We start from the raw sequence: 20,383 nt of genomic DNA on the forward strand, positions 1-20,383 counted from the left end.
GACATTTTTAAGCCTTGCACCAGCATTTAACATCAACATGATTCGATTACGCTGCATTGTCATTTCTCAGTATTATTGCTCAAATCTAAAACGATGAAGCTTTGTTACTGATACGTTAACGCTATAACTGCTCATTAATATAGCGCATATAGATTGAAAATAGAGTGCAATCTATTGATAAACAAGATCTAACTTAAACAAACATAGCATTATATGACTTAAACTTCAGATCTTTGCCCCAAAAAATCGCCTTGGGCTGCACTCACACCAAGAATTTTTAACGTTTGCCATTCTTCTAAACATTCAACGCCCTCGGCAATCACTTTCACTTCGGCTCTATAAAGGCCACCAATGAGACTACGTATAAATAATTGATTTTCTGAGCGTTGATCTACTCGGCGCACGATAGACCGATGTAATTTCACTAAATCAAAGTGATATTCCTGGATATAATGAGTACCCACAACTGATTGACCAACATTATCTACCGCCAATTTTGCACCCATTTTTCTCAACATATCGAGAGTTTTAACTACCAAAGTATTTTTCTGATTTTTGACAATAATATCTTCAGAAACTTCAAAAATAAGTCGCGCAGCTAAAGGACGATGCTCTAATAATGTAGATTGTAACCAACGAACAAATGCCCTACTGGTCAAACTATCAAGGCTTAAGTTAATGCTGTAAGTTGACTCATTATCAGACATTAACCTGAAGAGCACTTGTTCCAGCACTTGCCTCTCAACCTGTGGCATTAATCCACACTTGTTAGCCATGGGAATAAACAATGTCGCGCGAACATCATTACCTTTTAAATCACGGGCGCGGCTGAATATTTCATAGTGCATAATTTGATTATCACTATCAATAATAGCTTGCTGTAAGATAAAAAATCGTTTGGACACCAATGCATTTTCAATAAAACTACGCCAACGCACAGACCCTTTAGCGATTTCCTCATCTAACGCGCCTTTATCGTACATAAACCAGTTATTAACACGTTGCAGTTGCGCAGCTCGAAGTGCCATTTCGGCTTCTTCAATAAGCTGAACTTGTAAATCGCCAGCGTTAAAAAAAGCACAGCCTAAGTGTAAAAAGTTATCGGGATTACCAATGCCATAAAAAGGTAATGCAAGGCAGGTTTTGAGTATTCGTTGCGCTAACTGGTCGGCTTCTGCCAGTGATAATTGTGGCACTATGATGACTAATTGTGAGTAACTGCGGCGAGCAAAAATACTGTCCTCGTATTGAACGAGTGCGGCTGTAATGGCTTCCGTTGTTAATGACAGCATTGCCTTAACGCCGCTTTCACCGTATTGGTCTTCCACTAAGTCAACATCATCAAACTCAATTAACATTAATACACCATGAGCAACCATTTTCTGATTATGGCTTAATCCGTCGAGACGATTTTGAAAGAATATCGGGTTGCCAATCTGAGTTTGTTTATCAAGAAAAGTGTCTTTACGAATAAATTGATCTAAGCGGCCACGTTCTTTATGAGCATCATCCAACTCGGCCAGCAATTTGCTGATCGCACGATTGATCATCCGTGGTTTGCCATTTGTCGGCATATCGGCAGCTTGCTTTAAATGTCCTTCTAAAATGAGTTTGCTTCGTTGAGCAAGTTGTTCAATGCCATCTAGCTCTCTGGAGTACCATCCATAACCAAAACGGACAAAAATTCCGATGCTGATAAAACCAATAACCAGAATAATAAGCTCGTGCCAGCCAAGATCATGTAAAGAAAATGGCGGCGGCATAATTAATGACATGGATAATTGGCCATGGCTTAATTCGCTCTTATAGAGCGTTAAACTACTTTTAACGATATCGGCTTGATCACGATGAAATTGATAAACTAATTGGTTGTCTTGCGACAGAGAGAATTCAACCGCTTTGTAAGCGGTCAATAGAGGGGGTAACCAGGTAGAAAATTGACGACTACCGTGTTGTTGATAATCGTCGGCTAACATGGTTTCTAACTCAGCGACTTTTTGTTGCTGAAAAGTGTAGGTCAATTGGGTAAAGCCCATCACCGCACACAGTAAAAATACAAAAGCCACCGCAGCTAATGAAAGCAGCCAAAAACTGGTTAATTTTTTAGTAAGGATCTTGGTGAGTTTCATTTATCCGCTATCCTGCTGGATTTATTTATTTTATTAATGACTCCAATGTTATCCAGTATAACGATTGTGCTCTACAACTTCACTAATCGTTTTTAATCACGCTTATCTTAGGCCTATAAAAAAGGGGCAAAAGCCCCTTTTATTAACGGCAGCAGGTTTATTATCCTTGTTCGGATGAATAAACCTGATTAGGTATGCTTGCTTTCTACACTTTGTATTCAGTCGGTAATGTGGTGATTTTTGCCACCCCAGAATCGATTGCCGCTTGCGATACTGCGCGAGCTACCAGCGGCAGTAATCTTGGGTCCATAGGTTTAGGCAACACATATTGCGAACCAAAACTCAATGATGACACGTTAGGATAAGCCGCTAACACCTCGGCTGGCACAGGCTCTTTAGCGAGGTTAGCAATAGCATATACAGCAGCCAGCTTCATTTCGTCGTTAATGACCGCCGCGCGAACATCGAGTGCGCCTCGAAAAATAAACGGGAAGCACAATACATTGTTCACTTGATTTGGATAGTCACTACGACCAGTACCCATAATTAAGTCTTTACGGATATTATGAGCTAATTCAGGCTTAATTTCAGGATCAGGATTTGAACAGGCAAAGATCACCGGGTTAGGTGCCATTAACGCAATATCATCGGCAGCCAATAAATTTGCACCCGACAACCCTAAAAATACATCGGCATCTTTAATCACATCTTGTAGGGTGCGTTTATCGGTATTGTTGGCAAATAACGCTTTATATTCATTGAGATCTTCACGGCGCGTATGAATCACCCCTTGCCTGTCTAGCATATAAACATTTTCACGCAATGCGCCACATTTAACGATCATAGTCATACACGCAATCGCAGCAGCACCGGCACCTAAACAAACAAATATTGCATCATCAATTTTTTTACCTTGAATTTCCAGAGCATTCAACATGCCTGCTGCAGTAACAATAGCAGTGCCGTGTTGATCGTCATGAAATACCGGAATATTGCATCGCTTAATCAGTTCTTGTTCAATTTCAAAACATTCAGGCGCCTTAATATCTTCTAAATTAATCCCGCCAAAGGTATCAGCAATCGATTCGACAGTATTAATAAAGTCTTCAGTTGTGCGGTGTTTCACTTCAATATCAATCGAATCAATATTCGCAAAACGTTTAAACAGAAGTGATTTGCCTTCCATAACCGGTTTTGACGCTAATGGTCCTAAATTGCCTAAACCTAAAATAGCGGTCCCGTTGGTAATAACCGCAACCGAATTGCCTTTATTGGTATACCGATAGGCATTTTCAGGATTAGAAGCGATCTCTCTAACAGGCTCTGCCACACCAGGACTATAGGCCAACGCTAGATCGTGGCTTGATTGAGCCGGTTTTGTCAGGCAAACAGCGGTTTTACCTGGTACTGGGAATTCATGATAATCGAGAGCTTGTTGACGAATATCTGACATTTTATACATCCTGAAATGCGCTATCTATGAGGAAAGTATGATCCATAGTTCACTTTAACCGTGAACTTGCAGGCCATCTAAAATTTTAATAACAATACGCTAATACAGGGATTATATACATCAAAAACTCAGTGATAGGAGGTGTTGTGAGTCAGAATAGAGGCTACGTTTTATAATTATAACTAATCGAACATGAATATATATAAATCAATAAGTTAAAAATGTAGGAAAATAACAAGATTTACGATAACAATCGGATATAGACGTCGATATTTGCAGTTTATTTTGTCTAAATAACAATAAAGCGAGGTTTGTACTTTTTTGTATTGTTTACCACTAAAAAATTAGTTTTCGTTACAGCACAATACTGCTGTTGTCATATAAAAAACAAAAAGGCGCCAAAGGCGCCTTATTCAAGTAAATTGCAATGCAATTACTTTTTACCAAGCATACCAAAACGCTTGTTGAACTTGTCAATACGACCACCAGTATCAACAACTTTCTGAGTACCAGTGTAGAATGGGTGACATGCACCACATACGTCCAAGTGTAGGTTTTTACCTGCAGTTGAGTTCACTTTGATGATGTTACCACAAGTACAAGTTGCAGTAATTTCAGCGTAATTTGGGTGAATACCTGTTTTCATTTTGGGCTACCTTAAATTGAAGGCCATGTCGCTCTCCCAACCCGAAGTTGAGCACCACATGCAGTTAATAACAATATGTTTTAGGCGCAAGATAATACAGTGTCTCTTATACACAAACAAGTAGAATTTCTAAGCGATACTACGATTGTCGATGTGTGCGCTCTAGAGTCTCATAGGTAATTTGTGCCTTAGATGAATTTTGATGTTGCTTTAACATCTCACTTGAGGGGCACTGTAAACGGCTATCAGACATCAATAAGTAAATTTTACCATTGGCAAACGCATTAGGGTTTGCCTCATAAATCGCCAGCATTGCACCGTATACACTGATTTGCCATTGTCGATAATAACGATCGGCAACTCGCCATAACGTGTCTTGAGGAAATTTATCCATTAAACAGGTTTTATCTTGCCCATAAGTCGGTATCGATGACTTGGCTATATTATTGATTGGCAATGGCTGAGGCGATATTTTCGTTTCATGAATAGCGGCCAATAACGCATTACTTTCAGATTTTTTACTGTCCATATCATTCACTGAACCATTCATTGATACTGACTGAGTGGCGAGAACAGGCACAGGTAATGTTGGCGCTAATAGTCCTTGAGACTTACCGCGTTGACTGGCGACTAAATTGTCGAATGAGATCCTATCTACCGCGACATTTTGATAGCGCGAAAGCGTCTCCATTGATGGGCAGCTTAACGAGTGGCCTAATTGCAGTAGACTAATTTTATCTTGATAGAATGCAGAGGGATTTGTTTGATAAAGGGCAAGCATGGCGCCATAAATGTTTGAATTCCATTGCTTACGATAGCGAACCGCTATTTTCCATAACGTATCATTCGGTAACTGATTGATCTGGCAATCATTCAGATTTTTTTGCGTTGTAACAACCTGAGGTATAACGCTGGCTTTACGACTTATAGGCGTAAGCATTGAAGTCGGTAATACCGAAGCTGACTTCATCGTTTTAATTGCTACTGGTTGGTATTGGCTCTGAACAATGGCTTGAGAGAATAAAGGTACCGGTGAGTATTGTAGCCATTTAGCATTACGGTATTCAGAAACAATGAGTGCCGCATCTTTATCGCGGATTTTTTCGGTACCACTTAATACAAAGACATCACGATCACGCTGTTCAACCTCAAGCTTTTCTAACACAATATTATCTTGATAAATTTGGCGTAAATAAAATGTCAGCCGCGATAAATCATGGTGATCGGTTATAACATTCACGGTGAACTGAGGAGATTGTCCGTTTTCAAATGGAATAGTATCGATACTGATATGACTGACTTGTGCAATCACAGTTGAAATACTATCAACCGCCAATAATGCTAATATTGCTAGCACCTTAAAGCTTTTCATTAAATCAATCCTTTCGATTATAAACCGCTTCAGCACAGCGCAAAACACGCTGTAAAACCATGATGTTAAATACACGTATACACTGACAAATAAAATGTTCACATAAAGCTCATCAGGCTGTAATTTATTATTATTGTTTACTTTTTTAACCTTATCCTTGAGCTAAATCATAAGTATTAACACGGGCAACTATATAAACTAACATAAACAGCTGCAACTAATTACTGATAAACCAAAGTAAATACTCGATTAAGGACTACTTTTTATCACTAATTATGATCAGAAACCTTATTTAGCCGCATGCTTTGCTTCAATGACCTCAAAGACTTTTCTATCTACCGCTTTATTATTGTATTCAGCTAAAATAGCCTTCGATGGGCAATGCAATGGAACATCTTTTAATAATAAATGAATTTTCTGTTTGGAAAATGCCATTAAGTTAGCCTCAAAAATAGCTAACATTGCCCCATAAACACTGGTATGCCATTGCTCTTTGTAACGGTTCGCAATACGCCATAATGTATCACTATTATCTCGCTCAATTACACAGATTGCCTGATGAGAGGATTCGGCTGTGGATGTTTCTGATGGTTCTGATGGTTCTGATAGTTCTGATAGTTCTGGTACTGATGATGCCTGCTCTAAACGCCTGTCATCTTGTTGATGTTTTTTGGATACTTTCCCACTAGTGGTGTCTTTTGCTACTGGCAGTACTCGAGACGTAACAACATTAGAGACTAAGGTGGCACTATTAACTGAGTACGGGGCATCAAATAAGGCCATTACTGCTAACGTAACCGCTCCTTTCGCAGTATCTTCGGTAACGATTAACTGTGCATTTACATCACTGATGATATCAGTACCCTTAAGCTGCAATAAAAAACGATTAATACTCTGCACTGCTAACTTCTGCTGCACAACCTTATTGCCATCCAAGCTGTCATCCAACTGGCGAATATAAAAACCTAACCGCGACGCATCATCATTTTGTGCCACGATGTTGATCTTTAATTGCGGGAGATTATTCAATTCAAATTGGCGACTATTGATACTGACATGATTCACTTGAGCCATTGGCGTAGCAATATAGCCCAATAATCCAAATACTAGAATGATGACCTCAATAAGTCCTTTACGCATATATGTTGCCCTATCTCTTTGATGACACTTAGAGGTAAACTGATCCGCAATCCACTATCGAATTGAAAAATGATGAAGCCTTATGCCCGTGTTTGTTGAAGTCGCCTTACCCGTCCCGTTACGCAGAAACTTTAGTTATCGTGTAAAAGACGAACAACAAGCGGGATTACAAATCGGTCTTCGAGTCAAAGTCCCTTTTGGCCCTCAACAACTCATCGGCTTAATTACTGCTATTACTGACAGCTGTGACTTAGCACCGCAACAAATAAAATCAGTCACAGCTGTACTAGATGATGCCCCATTGTTACCTGATTCGCTATATAAATTAACCCTCTGGGCGGCCCGATATTACTTTACTACCCAAGGACAAATGCTCAGCCAAGCGCTGCCTGTCGCACTGAGAAAAGGCCTCGAAGCGGCGCCGCAAGCGGTGGTTGAATATCATTTGAGCCCCGAAGGACGCAATGCTGATTCTAGCGTATTAAAACGTGCCCCGGCACAGAAAAAGCTGCACGAGTTATTACTGGCAAACCCCATCAGCCAAGATGAGTTCACCACCCAACAATTAAGCAAAGCGGCATTAAAAGCATTAGAACAAAAACAATGGATTGAACGGCAACAAAAAGTACTCAGCCATGATTTAAGCTGGCGCCAACAGCTTATTATGAATGAGTCACCTCATAAGCTTAATAAACAACAAGCCGTTGCAGTTTCAGTACTCACTCAACAGCAAGGGTTTCATTGCACCTTATTAGAAGGGATCACAGGCTCTGGCAAAACCGAAGTCTACCTCACCTTGCTTGAGACAATTTTAAAACAAGGTAAACAAGCACTGATCCTCGTGCCTGAAATTGGCTTAACACCGCAAACCATTAATCGCTTCAAACGCCGTTTTGAAGTCAATGTTGCCGTGATCCATTCCGGATTAACCGATAATCAACGCCTAGAAGCTTGGCGTCAGGCTCGTGTCGGTGAAGCGGCAATTATTATTGGTACTCGCTCAGCACTCTTTACCCCAATGGCTTATCCAGGGTTAATTATTCTTGATGAAGAGCATGACAGCAGCTTTAAGCAACAGGAAGGTGTGCGTTATCACGCGCGAGACTTGGCAGTAATGCGTGGGCATCTTGAAGATATTCAAGTGGTATTAGGCTCCGCAACGCCATCATTAGAAACCTTACAAAATGCGCTATCTGGCCGCTATCATCACTTGGAACTGAGTGAACGCGCTGGTGCTGCGCAAAAGGTTAAGCAAGGTATTGTCGATATTACCTCGCAACCATTAAAAGCGGGCATGTCGACATCATTAATTAATGAAATGCGTATGCACCTTGATGCGGGTAATCAGGTACTGCTATTTCTAAACCGCCGCGGCTTTGCCCCGGCCTTGCTTTGTCATGAATGTGGTCATTTACATGAATGCGATCGTTGTGATGCTTTTTTTACCGTTCATCAAGGCTTAAACGAGATTTGTTGTCATCACTGTGGCAATCAATACGCTATCCCGCGCCAATGCCATCAATGTGGTAGCACCATGCTAATGGGCCACGGTTTGGGGACAGAGCAGCTAGAACAAGAATTGATTAAACTGTTTCCCAAATATCCGGTTGTCCGCATTGACCGAGACACCACCAGACGTAAAGGCTCCCTTGAACAGCAGCTAAAAGGGATTTACATGGGTAAATATAAAATTTTGGTCGGCACACAGATGCTCGCCAAAGGACATCACTTTCCAGATGTTACCCTTGTTGGCTTATTGGACGTCGATGGTGCATTGTTCAGTGCAGATTTTCGCGCACCTGAACGTTTTGGGCAGCTATACACCCAAGTGTCTGGCCGTGCTGGCCGTGCAGACAAACCCGGTAAAGTGCTACTGCAAACCCATCAAAGTGATAACCCCATTTTACGTGATTTATTGAAACGCGGTTATGGTGAGTTCGCTCGTACTCAGCTGAAAGAGCGCCAACAGGCACTATTACCACCCGCTTGGCACATGGTATTAATTCGAGCAGAAGCACATTTAGCCGAAGATGCTGATGCGTTTCTAGCCCGCACCAGCGAGCTATTACCACAAGATAAAGACTTTGAAATTATTGGCCCAATTCCGGCGCCACTTGATCGTAAAGCTGGAAAATATCGACGCCAATTAATACTGCAAGCTAAAAGTCGTCAGCGCTTGCAAACCGAATTCGAACGCGTATTAGCACTCATTGAACAAATACCTGAAAGTAAGCGTTGCCGTTGGAGTATCGATCGTGATCCACAGGATTTAATGTAACACAGCGGCATTTTTACTAAGCCAACGGACCCTATATCTGTCATAAACTTCGCTTAGGTTGATAATCAGCATAAAAAAACCAATATTTCCGTTAAAGCAGATAGCAATCACCCCCCATAAACGGCTAAAATATGCGGTTCCGTCATGTCATTCATTTAACGAATTAGTGCAAGCAAACGCCCATGAAATCACATATTGAATCTTTACTAGAACAAACCATCGAATCCTTCAAACAGCAAGGAATTGTGCCGGCTGATTTTCAAGCTCGCATTCAGGTCGATCGCACTAAAGATAAAAGTCATGGTGACTTAGCGACTAACCTTGCAATGATGCTGACTAAAGTTGCTAAAAAGAACCCGCGCGAATTAGCACAGCTTATTATTGATACCTTGCCAGCATCATCTTATGTGGCCAAAGTAGAAATTGCCGGACCAGGGTTTATTAACTTTTTCATTGATGACAATGCATTAGCTAATCAACTACAGCAAGCACTGACGAGCGACCATTTAGGAGTGGCTTTACCGACTAAGCAGACTATCGTTGTCGACTATTCTTCGCCAAACTTAGCCAAAGAAATGCACGTCGGCCACTTACGCTCAACCATCATTGGTGACAGCGTCGTGCGCGCACTCGAGTATTTGGGCCATAAGGTCATTCGCCAAAACCACGTCGGCGATTGGGGGACTCAGTTTGGTATGCTACTGGCGTTAATGGAAGAGTTACGCGCAGCTAATGGCGAACAAGCCAAAATGGAATTGTCTGACTTAGAAAGTTTTTATCGTGCTGCTAAAGTACGTTTTGATGAGTCTACAGAATTTGCCACTCGCGCTCGTCAACTTGTCGTTGCATTACAATCAGGTGATGAATACTGCAATAAGCTATGGCGCGAATTTAACGACATCTCATTAAGCCATTGTCATGATGTATATAAGCGTTTAGGGGTTAGCTTAACCCGCGCAGATGTTCACGGCGAAAGCGCATATAATGCCGACCTAGCCCAAGTAGTTAAAGATTTAGATACCCAAGGCCTGTTAAGCGAAAGCAATGGCGCTAAAGTGGTATTCCAAGAAGCGTTTCGTAATAAAGAAGGCGAGCCTTTACCGGTTATTATTCAAAAAGCCGATGGTGGCTATTTATACGCCACCTCAGATCTTGCCGCCATGCGTTACCGCTCAAACGTATTAAAAGCCGATCGCGCCATGTACTTTGTCGATTTACGTCAAGCCCTGCACTTCCAGCAAGTGTTTAGCCTTGCCAAACTGGCTAAATTTGTTCGCCCTGAAATGTCGCTAGAGCACACAGGCTTTGGCACCATGAATGGTGAAGATGGTCGTCCATTTAAAACCCGTTCAGGCGGGGTGGTTAAGTTAGTCGATTTACTTGACGAAGCCGATGTTCGCGCTCTTGAACTGGTTCGCAGTAAAAATCCAGATATGGATGAAGCTACCCTCACTGAAATTGCTCGCGTAGTCGGTATCAGCTCAGTTAAGTATGCCGATCTTTCCAAGAACCGTACCAGTGATTATATTTTCAGTTTTGAGCAAATGCTTAGCTTTGAAGGTAATACTGCACCTTATCTTCTTTATGCCTATACCCGCGTGGCTGGTATTTTTAAACGTGCAACAGATATTGATCTTAGCCAAGCTAAGATTGTGCTCGAGCATGAAAAAGAAAAAGACTTAGGCACTAAACTGGCACAATTTGGTGAGGTGTTAACTCGCATGACAGACAAAGGCTTACCGCATGTATTATGTGGTTACCTGTATGAGCTAGCGAGTGAGTTTTCGAGTTTTTATGAAGCTTGCCCAGTGCTTGCTGCCGAAACTGAAGCACAAAAGCAAAGCCGTTTATTGCTTGCACAATTAACCGCTAAAACCTTAAAAACGGGCTTGTCGCTACTTGGCATTGAAACCCTAGAGCGGATGTAATCATGAGTCGTGACTACGCAAATCGCAAACCTCGTGCGGGCGCAAAAGCCCGTGCGCCACAACGAAAAAAAGCACCTAAACGCTCTTTTCCTTACTTGGCTGTTTTTGTGATACTCACCTTAGTCATAGGTTTTGGTTATTTCTTATGGTCCATTAATGGCAGCTCCGACTCATCGGTCGTATCTGAGCCAGCTCAACAACCTAAAAAGAAAACGCTATCAACCGCGACCGTAGAAGCGCCAAAAAAAGTGGTCAAAAAAGATCCTAACGCACTGCCACCTAAGCCGCAGGAAGAATGGACTTATCTGGAAGAGCTTGAAAACAAGCAAGTGGAGATAGACTTACCTGAAACAGGTGTAGTGTCTAGTGGCATCTATCAAATGCAATGCGGATCGTTTAGGCAAGAGTCGCAAGCAAATGAAATGAAGGCCAGAATTGCCTTCCAAGGTGCTGAGGCACAAGTGCGCCGCAGCGAAGGTACCAATGGCGTGTGGTATCGCGTGGTATTAGGACCCTATCCGAACAAGCGCGATGCGGAACATAATCGTCATAAGATGCAGAACGCAGGGTTAAATGGCTGCATCATTTGGTTGTGGGAATAACGCTGCTCTTCTGATATTGCTGTATAAATCACTTTAGCCCTGTTCTCTGCAACAGGGCTTTTTGTTGTCCATCGCTTGATATCTGTCATTTTGTCCCCATATCCATTTTATCAATCAACAATTGCATTCACCCTAATGACCCGTTGATGTATTAGTGAAGAGGATTTACCGTGACTACTATCGTATCCGTACGCCGCAATAATCAAGTTGTCATCGCTGGTGATGGCCAAGTGTCTCTAGGCAATACCGTGATGAAAGGTAATGCACGTAAAGTGCGCCGCCTATACCACAATAAAGTCTTAGCCGGTTTTGCTGGCGGTACTGCCGATGCATTTACTCTTTTTGAGCGTTTTGAAACCAAGCTCGAAATGCATCAAGGCCATTTATTAAAATCTGCCGTAGAGCTTGCCAAAGATTGGCGTAGCGACAAAATGCTGCGTAAGCTCGAAGCTATGCTGGTCGTAGCGGATACTGAAACATCATTAATTATTACCGGTAATGGCGACGTTGTTCAGCCAGAATATGACTTAATTGCCATTGGTTCTGGCGGAAACTATGCTCATGCATCAGCCTTAGCATTACTGCAAAATACTGAGTTAAGCGCGGAAGAAATAGCAGAAAAATCACTGACGATTGCAGGCGATATTTGTGTATTCACCAACCAATTCAAAACTATCGAAAAGTTAGACTACTAATTCGAGCGTTAATAAAGGAACAGTTATGTCTGAAATGACTCCACGTGAAATTGTTCACGAACTAGATGCACATATCATTGGCCAACAAAATGCCAAACGCTCAGTAGCCGTTGCATTGCGAAATCGCTGGCGCCGGATGCAACTTGAGCCAGAACTTCGTCATGAAGTCACGCCAAAAAATATTTTAATGATTGGCCCAACAGGTGTCGGTAAAACTGAAATCGCCCGTCGTTTAGCCAAATTGGCTAACGCACCTTTTATCAAAGTTGAAGCGACAAAATTTACTGAAGTGGGTTATGTCGGTAAAGAAGTGGAACAAATCATCCGTGATTTAACCGACTCAGCAGTGAAAATGACTCGCGAACAGCAAATGAAAAAATGCCGTCATCGCGCCGAAGAAATGGCCGAAGAGCGCATTTTAGATGCCTTATTACCTAAGCCAAAAGATGACTGGGATACCGACAAAAAAGATGACTCTACCACCCGTCAGGTTTTCCGTAAAAAGCTGCGCGAAGGTCAATTAGACGACAAAGAAATTGAGATTGATGTTGCTGCGCCTCAAGTTGGTGTTGAAATCATGGCCCCTCCAGGCATGGAAGAAATGACCAATCAACTACAAGGCTTATTTCAAAATCTTGGCCAAAGTACCTCTAAACGTAAAAAGCTTAAAATCAAAGATGCTTACAAGCAGTTGGTTGAAGATGAAGCGGCAAAGCTAGTCAACCAAGAAGACTTAAAAGAACAAGCCATCGAGCTGGTTGAGCAAAATGGTATTGTGTTTTTAGACGAAATCGACAAAATTTGTAAGCGCGGCGAAAGCTCAGGCCCAGATGTATCCCGTGAAGGTGTACAACGTGACCTACTGCCATTAGTCGAAGGCTGCACCGTTTCTACTAAACACGGCATGGTTAAAACCGACCACATTTTGTTTATTGCTTCTGGTGCATTCCAGATGTCTAAACCGTCTGATTTAATTCCAGAGCTTCAAGGCCGTTTACCGATTCGTGTTGAATTAGACGCCCTTACCGCTGCTGATTTTAAACGCATTCTAACAGAGCCATTTGCCTCACTCACTGAGCAACATGTCGCCCTGATGAACACCGAAGGCGTCACCATAGAGTTTACTGAATCAGGTATTGAGCGCATTGCAGAAGCAGCATGGCAAGTGAATGAGCGCACCGAAAACATTGGTGCACGCCGTTTACATACCGTGATGGAAAAATTGATGGAAGAGATTTCATACGAAGCTTCTGAAAAGTCGGGTTCTAAATTTGTCATTGACGCTGAATATGTCAATGACCACCTTGATACCTTGGTACAAGATGAAGATTTAAGCCGCTTTATTTTATAACCATTATTTGAATCAAGCGCCCTCCCATTTGGTTATTATTAATGGGAGGTCTCGTGACTTTTTGGTTTATGAATAAACATCACGAATGCAGGTTACAACAATAGGATTAACAGCAAAATCGCGTATGATGATAATCTGCGATTTAGCGTTAATCCTTTTTTTTATAGGTATTCCCATGACCCAATCAACGCCTACCGTCACCGGCATTAAGCTTAAGCGTCAATCTAAGTTACTCGAAGTGACCTTTGATAACGACCAAACTTACAACATCAGTTGTGAAATGCTCCGAGTCTTCTCGCCATCGGCTGAAGTGCAACGTCATGGCGACCCAATATTGGTTACCCATAAGAAAGCTGTAAATATCAAAGCGCTCGAACCTGTTGGTCATTATGCGGTAAAAATTACCTTTGATGATGGTCATGATACTGGCTTGTATTCTTGGCAGGTGCTACATAACCTGTGCAGTAATCAAACTGAATTATGGCAACAGTATTTAGCCCGATTGCGGGCAGAGAAAGGCTCACGCGAGCCTCTGATTTCGATGAATATTAAGTATTCATGATGACGGTACGCTTTAACGATAGACGTTGATTTCAATACTATATTTGCATAACTTTACTCATCGCGATCAGCAATTGACACTCAAACGATTATGCTTAGTCATAGTCTTCACTCGTATCGAGGTGTGTATGAAACAGTCAATTCAATTTCCTATGATTAAAGTGTTATTGGTCGGATTAGCAATTATAAGCTTGAGTGCTTGTGCCCCACGAGCTCATCATGGACACGCAAAAGCGCCTACTAATAAAAAGACGGTAACTAAAGTGGTCGTTGTTAAACCAGCGGCATATCGCGTCGTTAATGTTAATAACGTTCATCAAAAGGATGTTGTTATCATTCGAAAACGTTAAATGACTCTACTATAAGTGCCAGCTATTTTGCTGGCATTGTTGAATGATGAACTTAGTTAACTCGTATTAACAATGGCCTGCAGCCACTAACGTCGTGGCGCTTCGCCCACACCAAACCAAGTGCTAAAGTTGCATTTCTGGCAATAAATTTAATCCAAATAAATCTCATTAACCTCGTCATCCCGGCAATGCTTTTGAGCCGGGATCCAGGTGTTTCGTTATGCTTAGCACTTATCCCTGATGGCATACGGCCACTAAGGTCGTAGCGCCTCGCCCACGCCGGATTTTTCAAACTTCGTTTGAATTAAGATCGCAAGGTTCCACCCTGCACCGGCCAAAAGGGGATCAACAGCAATCCCCTCTTGGATCACCCCTGCCGTTCCGGCAACATTTTCGCTATTTAACCAAACAACAGCAGCGAAAAATTGCGACGGAAATTTATCCAGCTTTTGACCCCATTTTCGTGTTCTTCGGACTTATTCAAAAATGCTAACGCTTCAGATGGGGCGTCCCTTCCCCTCTAACGCTAAGCTCACATCCATGTGAGCTTCACGCTATTTTCTTCAACATCCTCAATAATATGAAACCTGAAAGAGTTTAATCAGTTCTAAACTTTAAATAACTGACAACCATAAATAACGTTAATCGAAGAGATAAAAATCACAGATTTAGATGAGTCTGCGAGTATCCAAAGCATGGAGGTTTTGGATACGTCCACATGGATGCTAATTTTTACATCAAGAGTCGGCGTCTCGTTGAATTATCTACACGATGACCTGCGACTGGCAATTGGTTAAATTGAATTTTTGGACTGCTATTTTAGAATCAACTTCAGGAATGGGGATGAAACCATAGATATCATAATTACTATAAACGTTATCCTTTAAGTACAACTATATTGTTCCATACTCGGAACAAGCATTCTATGCTGTGCGAAAGCACTTTTATATGTTTAAATTTGCCATCGGTAAACTCATAGGAAGAGGTGATATAAATGAAATTTAACCACAAGCTTACTCAGGCAAAACTGAGTGCTGTAACCTTATGCCTTGGGGTTTCATTTGGTATGTCTTTACTTATCGGAAGTACAGATCCTTTTATCGGTCTTATGTTGGGCATAATAACCATCGGAGTTTATATTATGATCTTATCGGGGAAATGGCATTCGAAGAACAAATAAATGATTTTACATCCCAAAAATGTCAGCATTTAATTTAACGTCGCTTGTCATCGGCTTCGGCCCATTTTTCAATAAAGAGTGAAAATGCTAACGCTTCCGATGGTACATCTGATATGGACAGATTCACGAATGCCGTGATGACAGGACAATAAATAACGACTTTTTTACAGTAAAAGATAGCCTGACTCTGATAACTAGAATGCCTTGAAGCACAAGGATGTACGTTAAAGGTCTGCCAGGCTGACGCATTCTGTTGTAAAGAGTCTTCAACATCCTTAAGCTTAATAGTATCAATTACCTGCAGCTGATATGTAAATGAATATCAACATTATTAAACTCACATCGTTATCCCAGATGATTTATTTCAACTATCATTTCCATCATTTCCGAGATTTTTCATCGGGCCATATCTAAAGCTAGGTCGCGGCTGAGAGAATACCTGCTCTGAACATAAATTGTTATATTGTTGCCCTGCACACACCATTGATGTTATTTAGCATTAGCCTCATAAAATAAATCTAAAAAGTGACATTATCAAGCGATCGACTCTTCTACAGGCTTTTTAGAAATTGCTCTGTTTGTGCATTTGCAGGATAGTAATGCTCCATCAACAATTCCGAGGCAGTTATGTCTAACGGCGTACCAAATGAAGTCAATGTAGTTAAAAAGCGCAGCGTTTTACCAGAGACCACTATGTCTAAATAGATAAAAGGTTCAGTCGACACGATAAGTGTTTTATCCGCTAATAAATTCGCTACGCCAGGATATTGATATAAAGATTGGATCAATTCATCATGACGTTTAGGGGCGTATTGATTCTCCAGATTCAAGCGTTGTAAAGTGGTTTTAGCCACTTCCTGCCAGTTGGTCATCACATGACGTAAACCATTAGGGTGCATTAGCCAGTGAGCAATATTATCCAACCAGATACATTGCGGGTTTTCAGCCTCCATTAAGGCAATTAATTTATCAAAGCCTTTATTGCGGATCACGACATTCCAGTACCAATCAACCACAATAGCTGGGAATGGTTCATGTTTGGCGACTATAAGCTCAAGAATACTCGCCACTTCCACTTTTTTATTATCACTCAGTGGCGTACGTACATATTGTTCAGCAAAGCCTGCTAACGTGATCAGTTCATTACGGTTTCTTAAGGGCAAACTAAGTACTTCACACAAGTTCATGACCATTTCTTTACTGGGTTTGGCGCGACCCGTTTCAATAAAACTAATATGCTTAGTACTTACATTTGCTTCTAATGCTAAATCGAGTTGGCTCAAACGACGACTAGTACGCCAAAAGCGTAACTGCTGACCAAATTTATTCATGATGACCCTTGCTAACGTTTTATAGGACTATGTTACCGCGATTTAAATCAATGAACATTACCTCTGAGGTAATCGCTTTTATTACATGTAAATATCAATATAGTTTACACACACAACAAAGAGTAAAAGCGATGACTAATTTTAGAGTGGCATTGTTAATATCATGGATATTAATTATGAGCATAACGGCTTACGCTATCGTACAAGCCGGTCCTAATTGGCCCGCTATCTATTTTGGGGATTTATTTTTAGGTAATCCTTGGCGCCAGCAGTTTAATACTGATTTTTTAATTCACTTATTCATTTTATGTTCATGGGTGTTTTGGCGTGAAGAATCGAAACTGAAAGGGGCAATTTATGGATTTTTGAGCATTATTATGGGCGGTATGTTTGGCTTTATGTACATCCTTTATGCATCATATCAAGCAAAAGGAAATGTTAGTAAAATCCTGCTTGGTCACCATTGGCATAAGTTAAAGAAAGAAACATAACTGTATGTTTTGACAGGCTCACCGTAAATTATCTTATTGCTAAATATTACATTCTAACAAAGCAATATCTAATCCTACATAACTAAACACCAAATAAAAATGCCAGCATTTCTGCTGGCATTTTTGATCAATTGTTAACTCGTTTAAGCTTAAAGCGCGGCTTGGAAAATCACGCTGTCGGCTTTCTTAGTGTAAGAATCGATTTGGTCGAAGTTCAAGTAACGGTAAGTATCAGCTGCTGTTGCATCTAATTCTTTAGCGTATTCTTGATACTCTTCTGCTGAAGGTAAACGACCCAATAACGCTGCTACTGCTGCTAACTCAGCTGATGCTAAGTATACGTTTGCGCCAGTACCTAAACGGTTAGGGAAGTTACGTGTAGAAGTTGATACTACAGTAGCACCTTCTGCAACACGTGCTTGGTTACCCATACATAGAGAACAACCAGGTATCTCGATGCGAGCACCAACACGGCCGAAGATTGAGTAGTAACCTTCTTCAGTTAATTGATCGCGGTCCATCTTAGTTGGTGGTGCAATCCATAAACGAGTTGGTAGCGTAGTAGCAAACTTTTCTAACATCTTACCGGTAGCACGGAAGTGACCGATGTTAGTCATACAAGAACCAACAAACACTTCGTCAATCTTAGTTTGTGCAACGCTTGATAATAATACTGCATCATCAGGATCGTTTGGTGCACAAAGGATTGGTTCTTTGATGTCGTTTAAGTTGATTTCGATAATTTCAGCATATTCTGCATCTTTATCTGCTTCCATCAACTCTGGCTTGGCAATCCACTCTTGCATCGCAGTAATACGACGTTCAATCGTACGACGATCGCCATAACCTTCAGCAATCATCCACTTTAACATCACGATGTTAGAGGTTAGATATTCAATGATTGGTTCTTTGTCTAGCTTAATGCTACAACCTGCAGCTGAACGCTCAGCAGATGCATCAGATAATTCGAATGCTTGTTCAACTTTAAGTTTTTCAAGACCTTCGATTTCTAATACGCGGCCAGAGAAAGCGTTGATTTTGCCTTTCTTCTCAACCGTTAGCAGACCCATTTCAATGGCTTTTAATGGGATAGCATGGACTAAATCACGTAAGGTAATACCGGGTTGCATTTCGCCTTTAAAGCGCACTAGCACTGATTCAGGCATATCAAGAGGCATGACACCTGTTGCAGCAGCAAACGCCACTAAACCAGAACCGGCAGGGAACGAAATACCAATAGGGAAACGAGTATGTGAATCACCACCAGTACCTACGGTATCTGGTAGTAACATACGGTTTAACCACGAGTGAATAACCCCGTCACCTGGACGTAAAGCAACACCACCACGGTTCATAATGAAATCCGGTAGTGTGTGGTGAGTCGTTACATCAACTGGCTTTGGATAAGCCGCAGTGTGACAGAATGACTGCATGGTTAAATCAGCACTAAAGCCTAAACATGCTAAGTCTTTTAACTCATCACGTGTCATAGGGCCGGTAGTGTCTTGTGAACCTACAGAGGTCATCTTAGGTTCGCAGTATTGACCAGGACGAACACCTGATACGCCACACGCTTTACCAACCATTTTCTGAGCTAAAGTATAACCTTTATCAGAAGCGGCGATATCTTGTGGACGAACGAATACTTTCGATGCTTCAAGACCTAAGGTTTCACGCGCACGGTCAGTAAGGCCACGACCAATGATCAACGGAATACGACCACCAGCACGAACTTCATCTAACAATACTTCGGTTTTAAGCTCAAATGTAGAGATCACTTCATCAGTGCCGTGACGCTTAACTACACCTTCATAAGGGTAGATATCGATCACATCACCGGTCTCCATTTGATCAACGTTGAGTTCGATCGGTAATGCACCCGCATCTTCCATGGTGTTGAAGAAAATAGGCGCAATTTTGTTACCTAGACAGAAGCCACCAGCACGCTTGTTAGGCACAAAAGGAATGTCATCACCCATAAACCATAACACTGAGTTAGTGGCAGATTTACGTGAAGAACCCGTACCAACAACATCGCCAACGTAAACTAAAGGAAAACCTTTAGTTTTTAACGCTTCGATTTCTTTGATTGGGCCAACAACACCTGATTCATCAGGCACAATACCGTCACGCGCATTTTTTAGCATTGCTAATGCGTGTAATGGAATATCTGGACGAGACCATGCATCTGGCGCTGGAGACAAGTCATCAGTGTTGGTTTCACCAGACACTTTAAACACTGTTAATGATACTTTGTCAGCCAATTTTGGACGGTTTAAGAACCAGTCAGCATTGGCCCAAGCGTCGACAACTTGCTTAGCAAAGTCATTACCCGCTTGCATTTTTTCAACAACATCGTGGTATGAATCAAACATCAACAATGTATTTGAAAGTGCTTTAACAGATAGAGGTGCTAGTGCTGCATTATCTAGTTGGTCAATTAGCGGCTCAATGTTGTAACCGCCTTGCATGGTGCCAAGCAGTTTAACAGCGTGTTCTGCGCTTAAGATAGGAGATGACACAGTGCCTTTAGCGACTGCATCAAGGAAAGCGGCTTTAACGTAAGCAGCTTCGTCTACTCCTGGTGGAATACGATTTTCGAGCAAGTCGAGGATGAACGCCTCTTCACCTGCTGGTGGTGTTTCAAATAACTTAACCAGTTCAGCCACTTGTTGTGCATTTAATGGCTTAGGGACTACGCCCTCTGCAGCACGTTCTGCGACGTGTTTACGATATGCTTCTAGCACGGCAACATTCCTCTTTGTTTGGCGCCTAACGGCGAAACTCAGCGCCACTATGGTTACGCTGATAATTCCACTGGTTCGGGCTTGAAATCCGACCTCCAGTATACTACAGCTTTATAAAAGTATGAATCA

At 41.7% G+C, this 20,383-nt stretch carries 15 protein-coding genes; 8 read left to right on the forward strand and 7 right to left on the reverse strand.

The window, feature by feature from the left end; genetic code table 11:
- Positions 1-218: 218 nt before the first annotated feature.
- The 5 genes from csrD to CXF88_RS16610 all read right to left on the reverse strand — a co-directional run bounded on the left by csrD (position 219) and on the right by CXF88_RS16610 (position 6,740).
- Positions 219-2,129: an RNase E specificity factor CsrD gene (gene csrD, locus CXF88_RS16590; protein ID WP_101087701.1), complete on the reverse strand. Its 1,911-nt coding sequence runs from the start codon at positions 2,127-2,129 to the stop codon at positions 219-221.
- A 205-nt stretch (positions 2,130-2,334) separates the two neighbouring features.
- Positions 2,335-3,582: a malic enzyme-like NAD(P)-binding protein gene (locus CXF88_RS16595; protein WP_101087702.1), complete on the reverse strand. Its 1,248-nt coding sequence runs from the start codon at positions 3,580-3,582 to the stop codon at positions 2,335-2,337.
- Between the two features lie 433 nt (positions 3,583-4,015).
- On the reverse strand, positions 4,016-4,228 hold the full coding sequence (gene rpmE, locus CXF88_RS16600; RefSeq protein WP_011639173.1) for a 50S ribosomal protein L31: 213 nt from the start codon (positions 4,226-4,228) through the stop codon (positions 4,016-4,018).
- A gap of 139 nt (positions 4,229-4,367) precedes the next feature.
- Complete coding sequence (locus CXF88_RS16605) at positions 4,368-5,600, reverse strand: FimV/HubP family polar landmark protein (RefSeq protein ID WP_101087703.1); 1,233 nt, start codon at positions 5,598-5,600, stop codon at positions 4,368-4,370.
- A 288-nt stretch (positions 5,601-5,888) separates the two neighbouring features.
- On the reverse strand, positions 5,889-6,740 hold the full coding sequence (locus CXF88_RS16610; RefSeq protein ID WP_101087704.1) for a FimV/HubP family polar landmark protein: 852 nt from the start codon (positions 6,738-6,740) through the stop codon (positions 5,889-5,891).
- An 82-nt stretch (positions 6,741-6,822) separates the two neighbouring features.
- Between CXF88_RS16610 and priA the strand changes: the two genes are divergently transcribed.
- The 7 genes from priA to CXF88_RS16645 all read left to right on the forward strand — a co-directional run bounded on the left by priA (position 6,823) and on the right by CXF88_RS16645 (position 14,505).
- The gene (gene priA / locus CXF88_RS16615; protein WP_101087705.1) at positions 6,823-9,018 is read left to right on the forward strand and encodes a primosomal protein N'; all 2,196 of its coding nucleotides are present in this window, start codon (positions 6,823-6,825) and stop codon (positions 9,016-9,018) included.
- 182 nt (positions 9,019-9,200) lie between these two features.
- Positions 9,201-10,946: an arginine--tRNA ligase gene (gene argS, locus CXF88_RS16620; protein WP_101087706.1), complete on the forward strand. Its 1,746-nt coding sequence runs from the start codon at positions 9,201-9,203 to the stop codon at positions 10,944-10,946.
- A gap of 2 nt (positions 10,947-10,948) precedes the next feature.
- Positions 10,949-11,548 carry an SPOR domain-containing protein gene (locus CXF88_RS16625; RefSeq protein ID WP_101087707.1) on the forward strand — a complete coding sequence of 200 codons (600 nt, stop codon included), beginning with the start codon at positions 10,949-10,951 and terminating at the stop codon, positions 11,546-11,548.
- 170 nt (positions 11,549-11,718) lie between these two features.
- Positions 11,719-12,243 (forward strand): ATP-dependent protease subunit HslV, encoded by a 525-nt coding sequence (hslV, locus tag CXF88_RS16630; protein WP_101087708.1) that lies wholly within the window; start codon positions 11,719-11,721, stop codon positions 12,241-12,243.
- Between the two features lie 25 nt (positions 12,244-12,268).
- Complete coding sequence (gene hslU, locus CXF88_RS16635; RefSeq protein ID WP_101087709.1) at positions 12,269-13,594, forward strand: HslU--HslV peptidase ATPase subunit; 1,326 nt, start codon at positions 12,269-12,271, stop codon at positions 13,592-13,594.
- Between the two features lie 175 nt (positions 13,595-13,769).
- Entirely contained in the window at positions 13,770-14,156 is a 387-nt protein-coding gene (locus CXF88_RS16640) for a DUF971 domain-containing protein (protein WP_011639181.1), read from the forward strand.
- A 127-nt stretch (positions 14,157-14,283) separates the two neighbouring features.
- Positions 14,284-14,505, forward strand: coding sequence for a hypothetical protein (locus tag CXF88_RS16645; protein WP_101087710.1), 222 nt, complete (start codon positions 14,284-14,286; stop codon positions 14,503-14,505).
- Positions 14,506-16,236: 1,731 nt separating this feature from the next.
- On the opposite strand, the gene CXF88_RS16655 is transcribed toward CXF88_RS16645, so the two are convergent.
- Positions 16,237-17,016 carry a helix-turn-helix transcriptional regulator gene (locus tag CXF88_RS16655; protein WP_101087712.1) on the reverse strand — a complete coding sequence of 260 codons (780 nt, stop codon included), beginning with the start codon at positions 17,014-17,016 and terminating at the stop codon, positions 16,237-16,239.
- 50 nt (positions 17,017-17,066) lie between these two features.
- Here CXF88_RS16655 and CXF88_RS16660 point away from each other — a divergent pair, with 50 nt between their 5' ends.
- Positions 17,067-17,507: a hypothetical protein gene (locus CXF88_RS16660; RefSeq protein WP_197708460.1), complete on the forward strand. Its 441-nt coding sequence runs from the start codon at positions 17,067-17,069 to the stop codon at positions 17,505-17,507.
- Positions 17,508-17,656: 149 nt separating this feature from the next.
- Here the strand turns inward: CXF88_RS16660 and acnB are convergent, their stop codons facing one another.
- Complete coding sequence (gene acnB, locus CXF88_RS16665; protein WP_101087714.1) at positions 17,657-20,254, reverse strand: bifunctional aconitate hydratase 2/2-methylisocitrate dehydratase; 2,598 nt, start codon at positions 20,252-20,254, stop codon at positions 17,657-17,659.
- Between the last annotated feature and the right edge of the window lie 129 nt (positions 20,255-20,383).

The organism is Shewanella sp. ALD9 (assembly GCF_002836315.1).
Taxonomy (GTDB): Bacteria; Pseudomonadota; Gammaproteobacteria; order Enterobacterales; family Shewanellaceae; genus Shewanella.

What these genes read in the sequence shown, in the direction of transcription:
- rpmE (WP_011639173.1), bottom strand. Translation starts at nt 4,228, where the DNA reads ATGAAAACAGGTATTCACCCAAATTACGCTGAAATTACTGCAACTTGT.
- CXF88_RS16655 (WP_101087712.1), bottom strand. Translation starts at nt 17,016, where the DNA reads ATGAATAAATTTGGTCAGCAGTTACGCTTTTGGCGTACTAGTCGTCGT.
- CXF88_RS16605 (WP_101087703.1), bottom strand. Translation starts at nt 5,600, where the DNA reads ATGAAAAGCTTTAAGGTGCTAGCAATATTAGCATTATTGGCGGTTGAT.
- csrD (WP_101087701.1), bottom strand. Translation starts at nt 2,129, where the DNA reads ATGAAACTCACCAAGATCCTTACTAAAAAATTAACCAGTTTTTGGCTG.
- CXF88_RS16640 (WP_011639181.1), top strand. Translation starts at nt 13,770, where the DNA reads ATGACCCAATCAACGCCTACCGTCACCGGCATTAAGCTTAAGCGTCAA.
- argS (WP_101087706.1), top strand. Translation starts at nt 9,201, where the DNA reads ATGAAATCACATATTGAATCTTTACTAGAACAAACCATCGAATCCTTC.
- priA (WP_101087705.1), top strand. Translation starts at nt 6,823, where the DNA reads ATGCCCGTGTTTGTTGAAGTCGCCTTACCCGTCCCGTTACGCAGAAAC.
- CXF88_RS16660 (WP_197708460.1), top strand. Translation starts at nt 17,067, where the DNA reads ATGAACATTACCTCTGAGGTAATCGCTTTTATTACATGTAAATATCAA.
- CXF88_RS16595 (WP_101087702.1), bottom strand. Translation starts at nt 3,582, where the DNA reads ATGTCAGATATTCGTCAACAAGCTCTCGATTATCATGAATTCCCAGTA.
- CXF88_RS16610 (WP_101087704.1), bottom strand. Translation starts at nt 6,740, where the DNA reads ATGCGTAAAGGACTTATTGAGGTCATCATTCTAGTATTTGGATTATTG.
- CXF88_RS16625 (WP_101087707.1), top strand. Translation starts at nt 10,949, where the DNA reads ATGAGTCGTGACTACGCAAATCGCAAACCTCGTGCGGGCGCAAAAGCC.
- hslU (WP_101087709.1), top strand. Translation starts at nt 12,269, where the DNA reads ATGTCTGAAATGACTCCACGTGAAATTGTTCACGAACTAGATGCACAT.
- CXF88_RS16645 (WP_101087710.1), top strand. Translation starts at nt 14,284, where the DNA reads ATGAAACAGTCAATTCAATTTCCTATGATTAAAGTGTTATTGGTCGGA.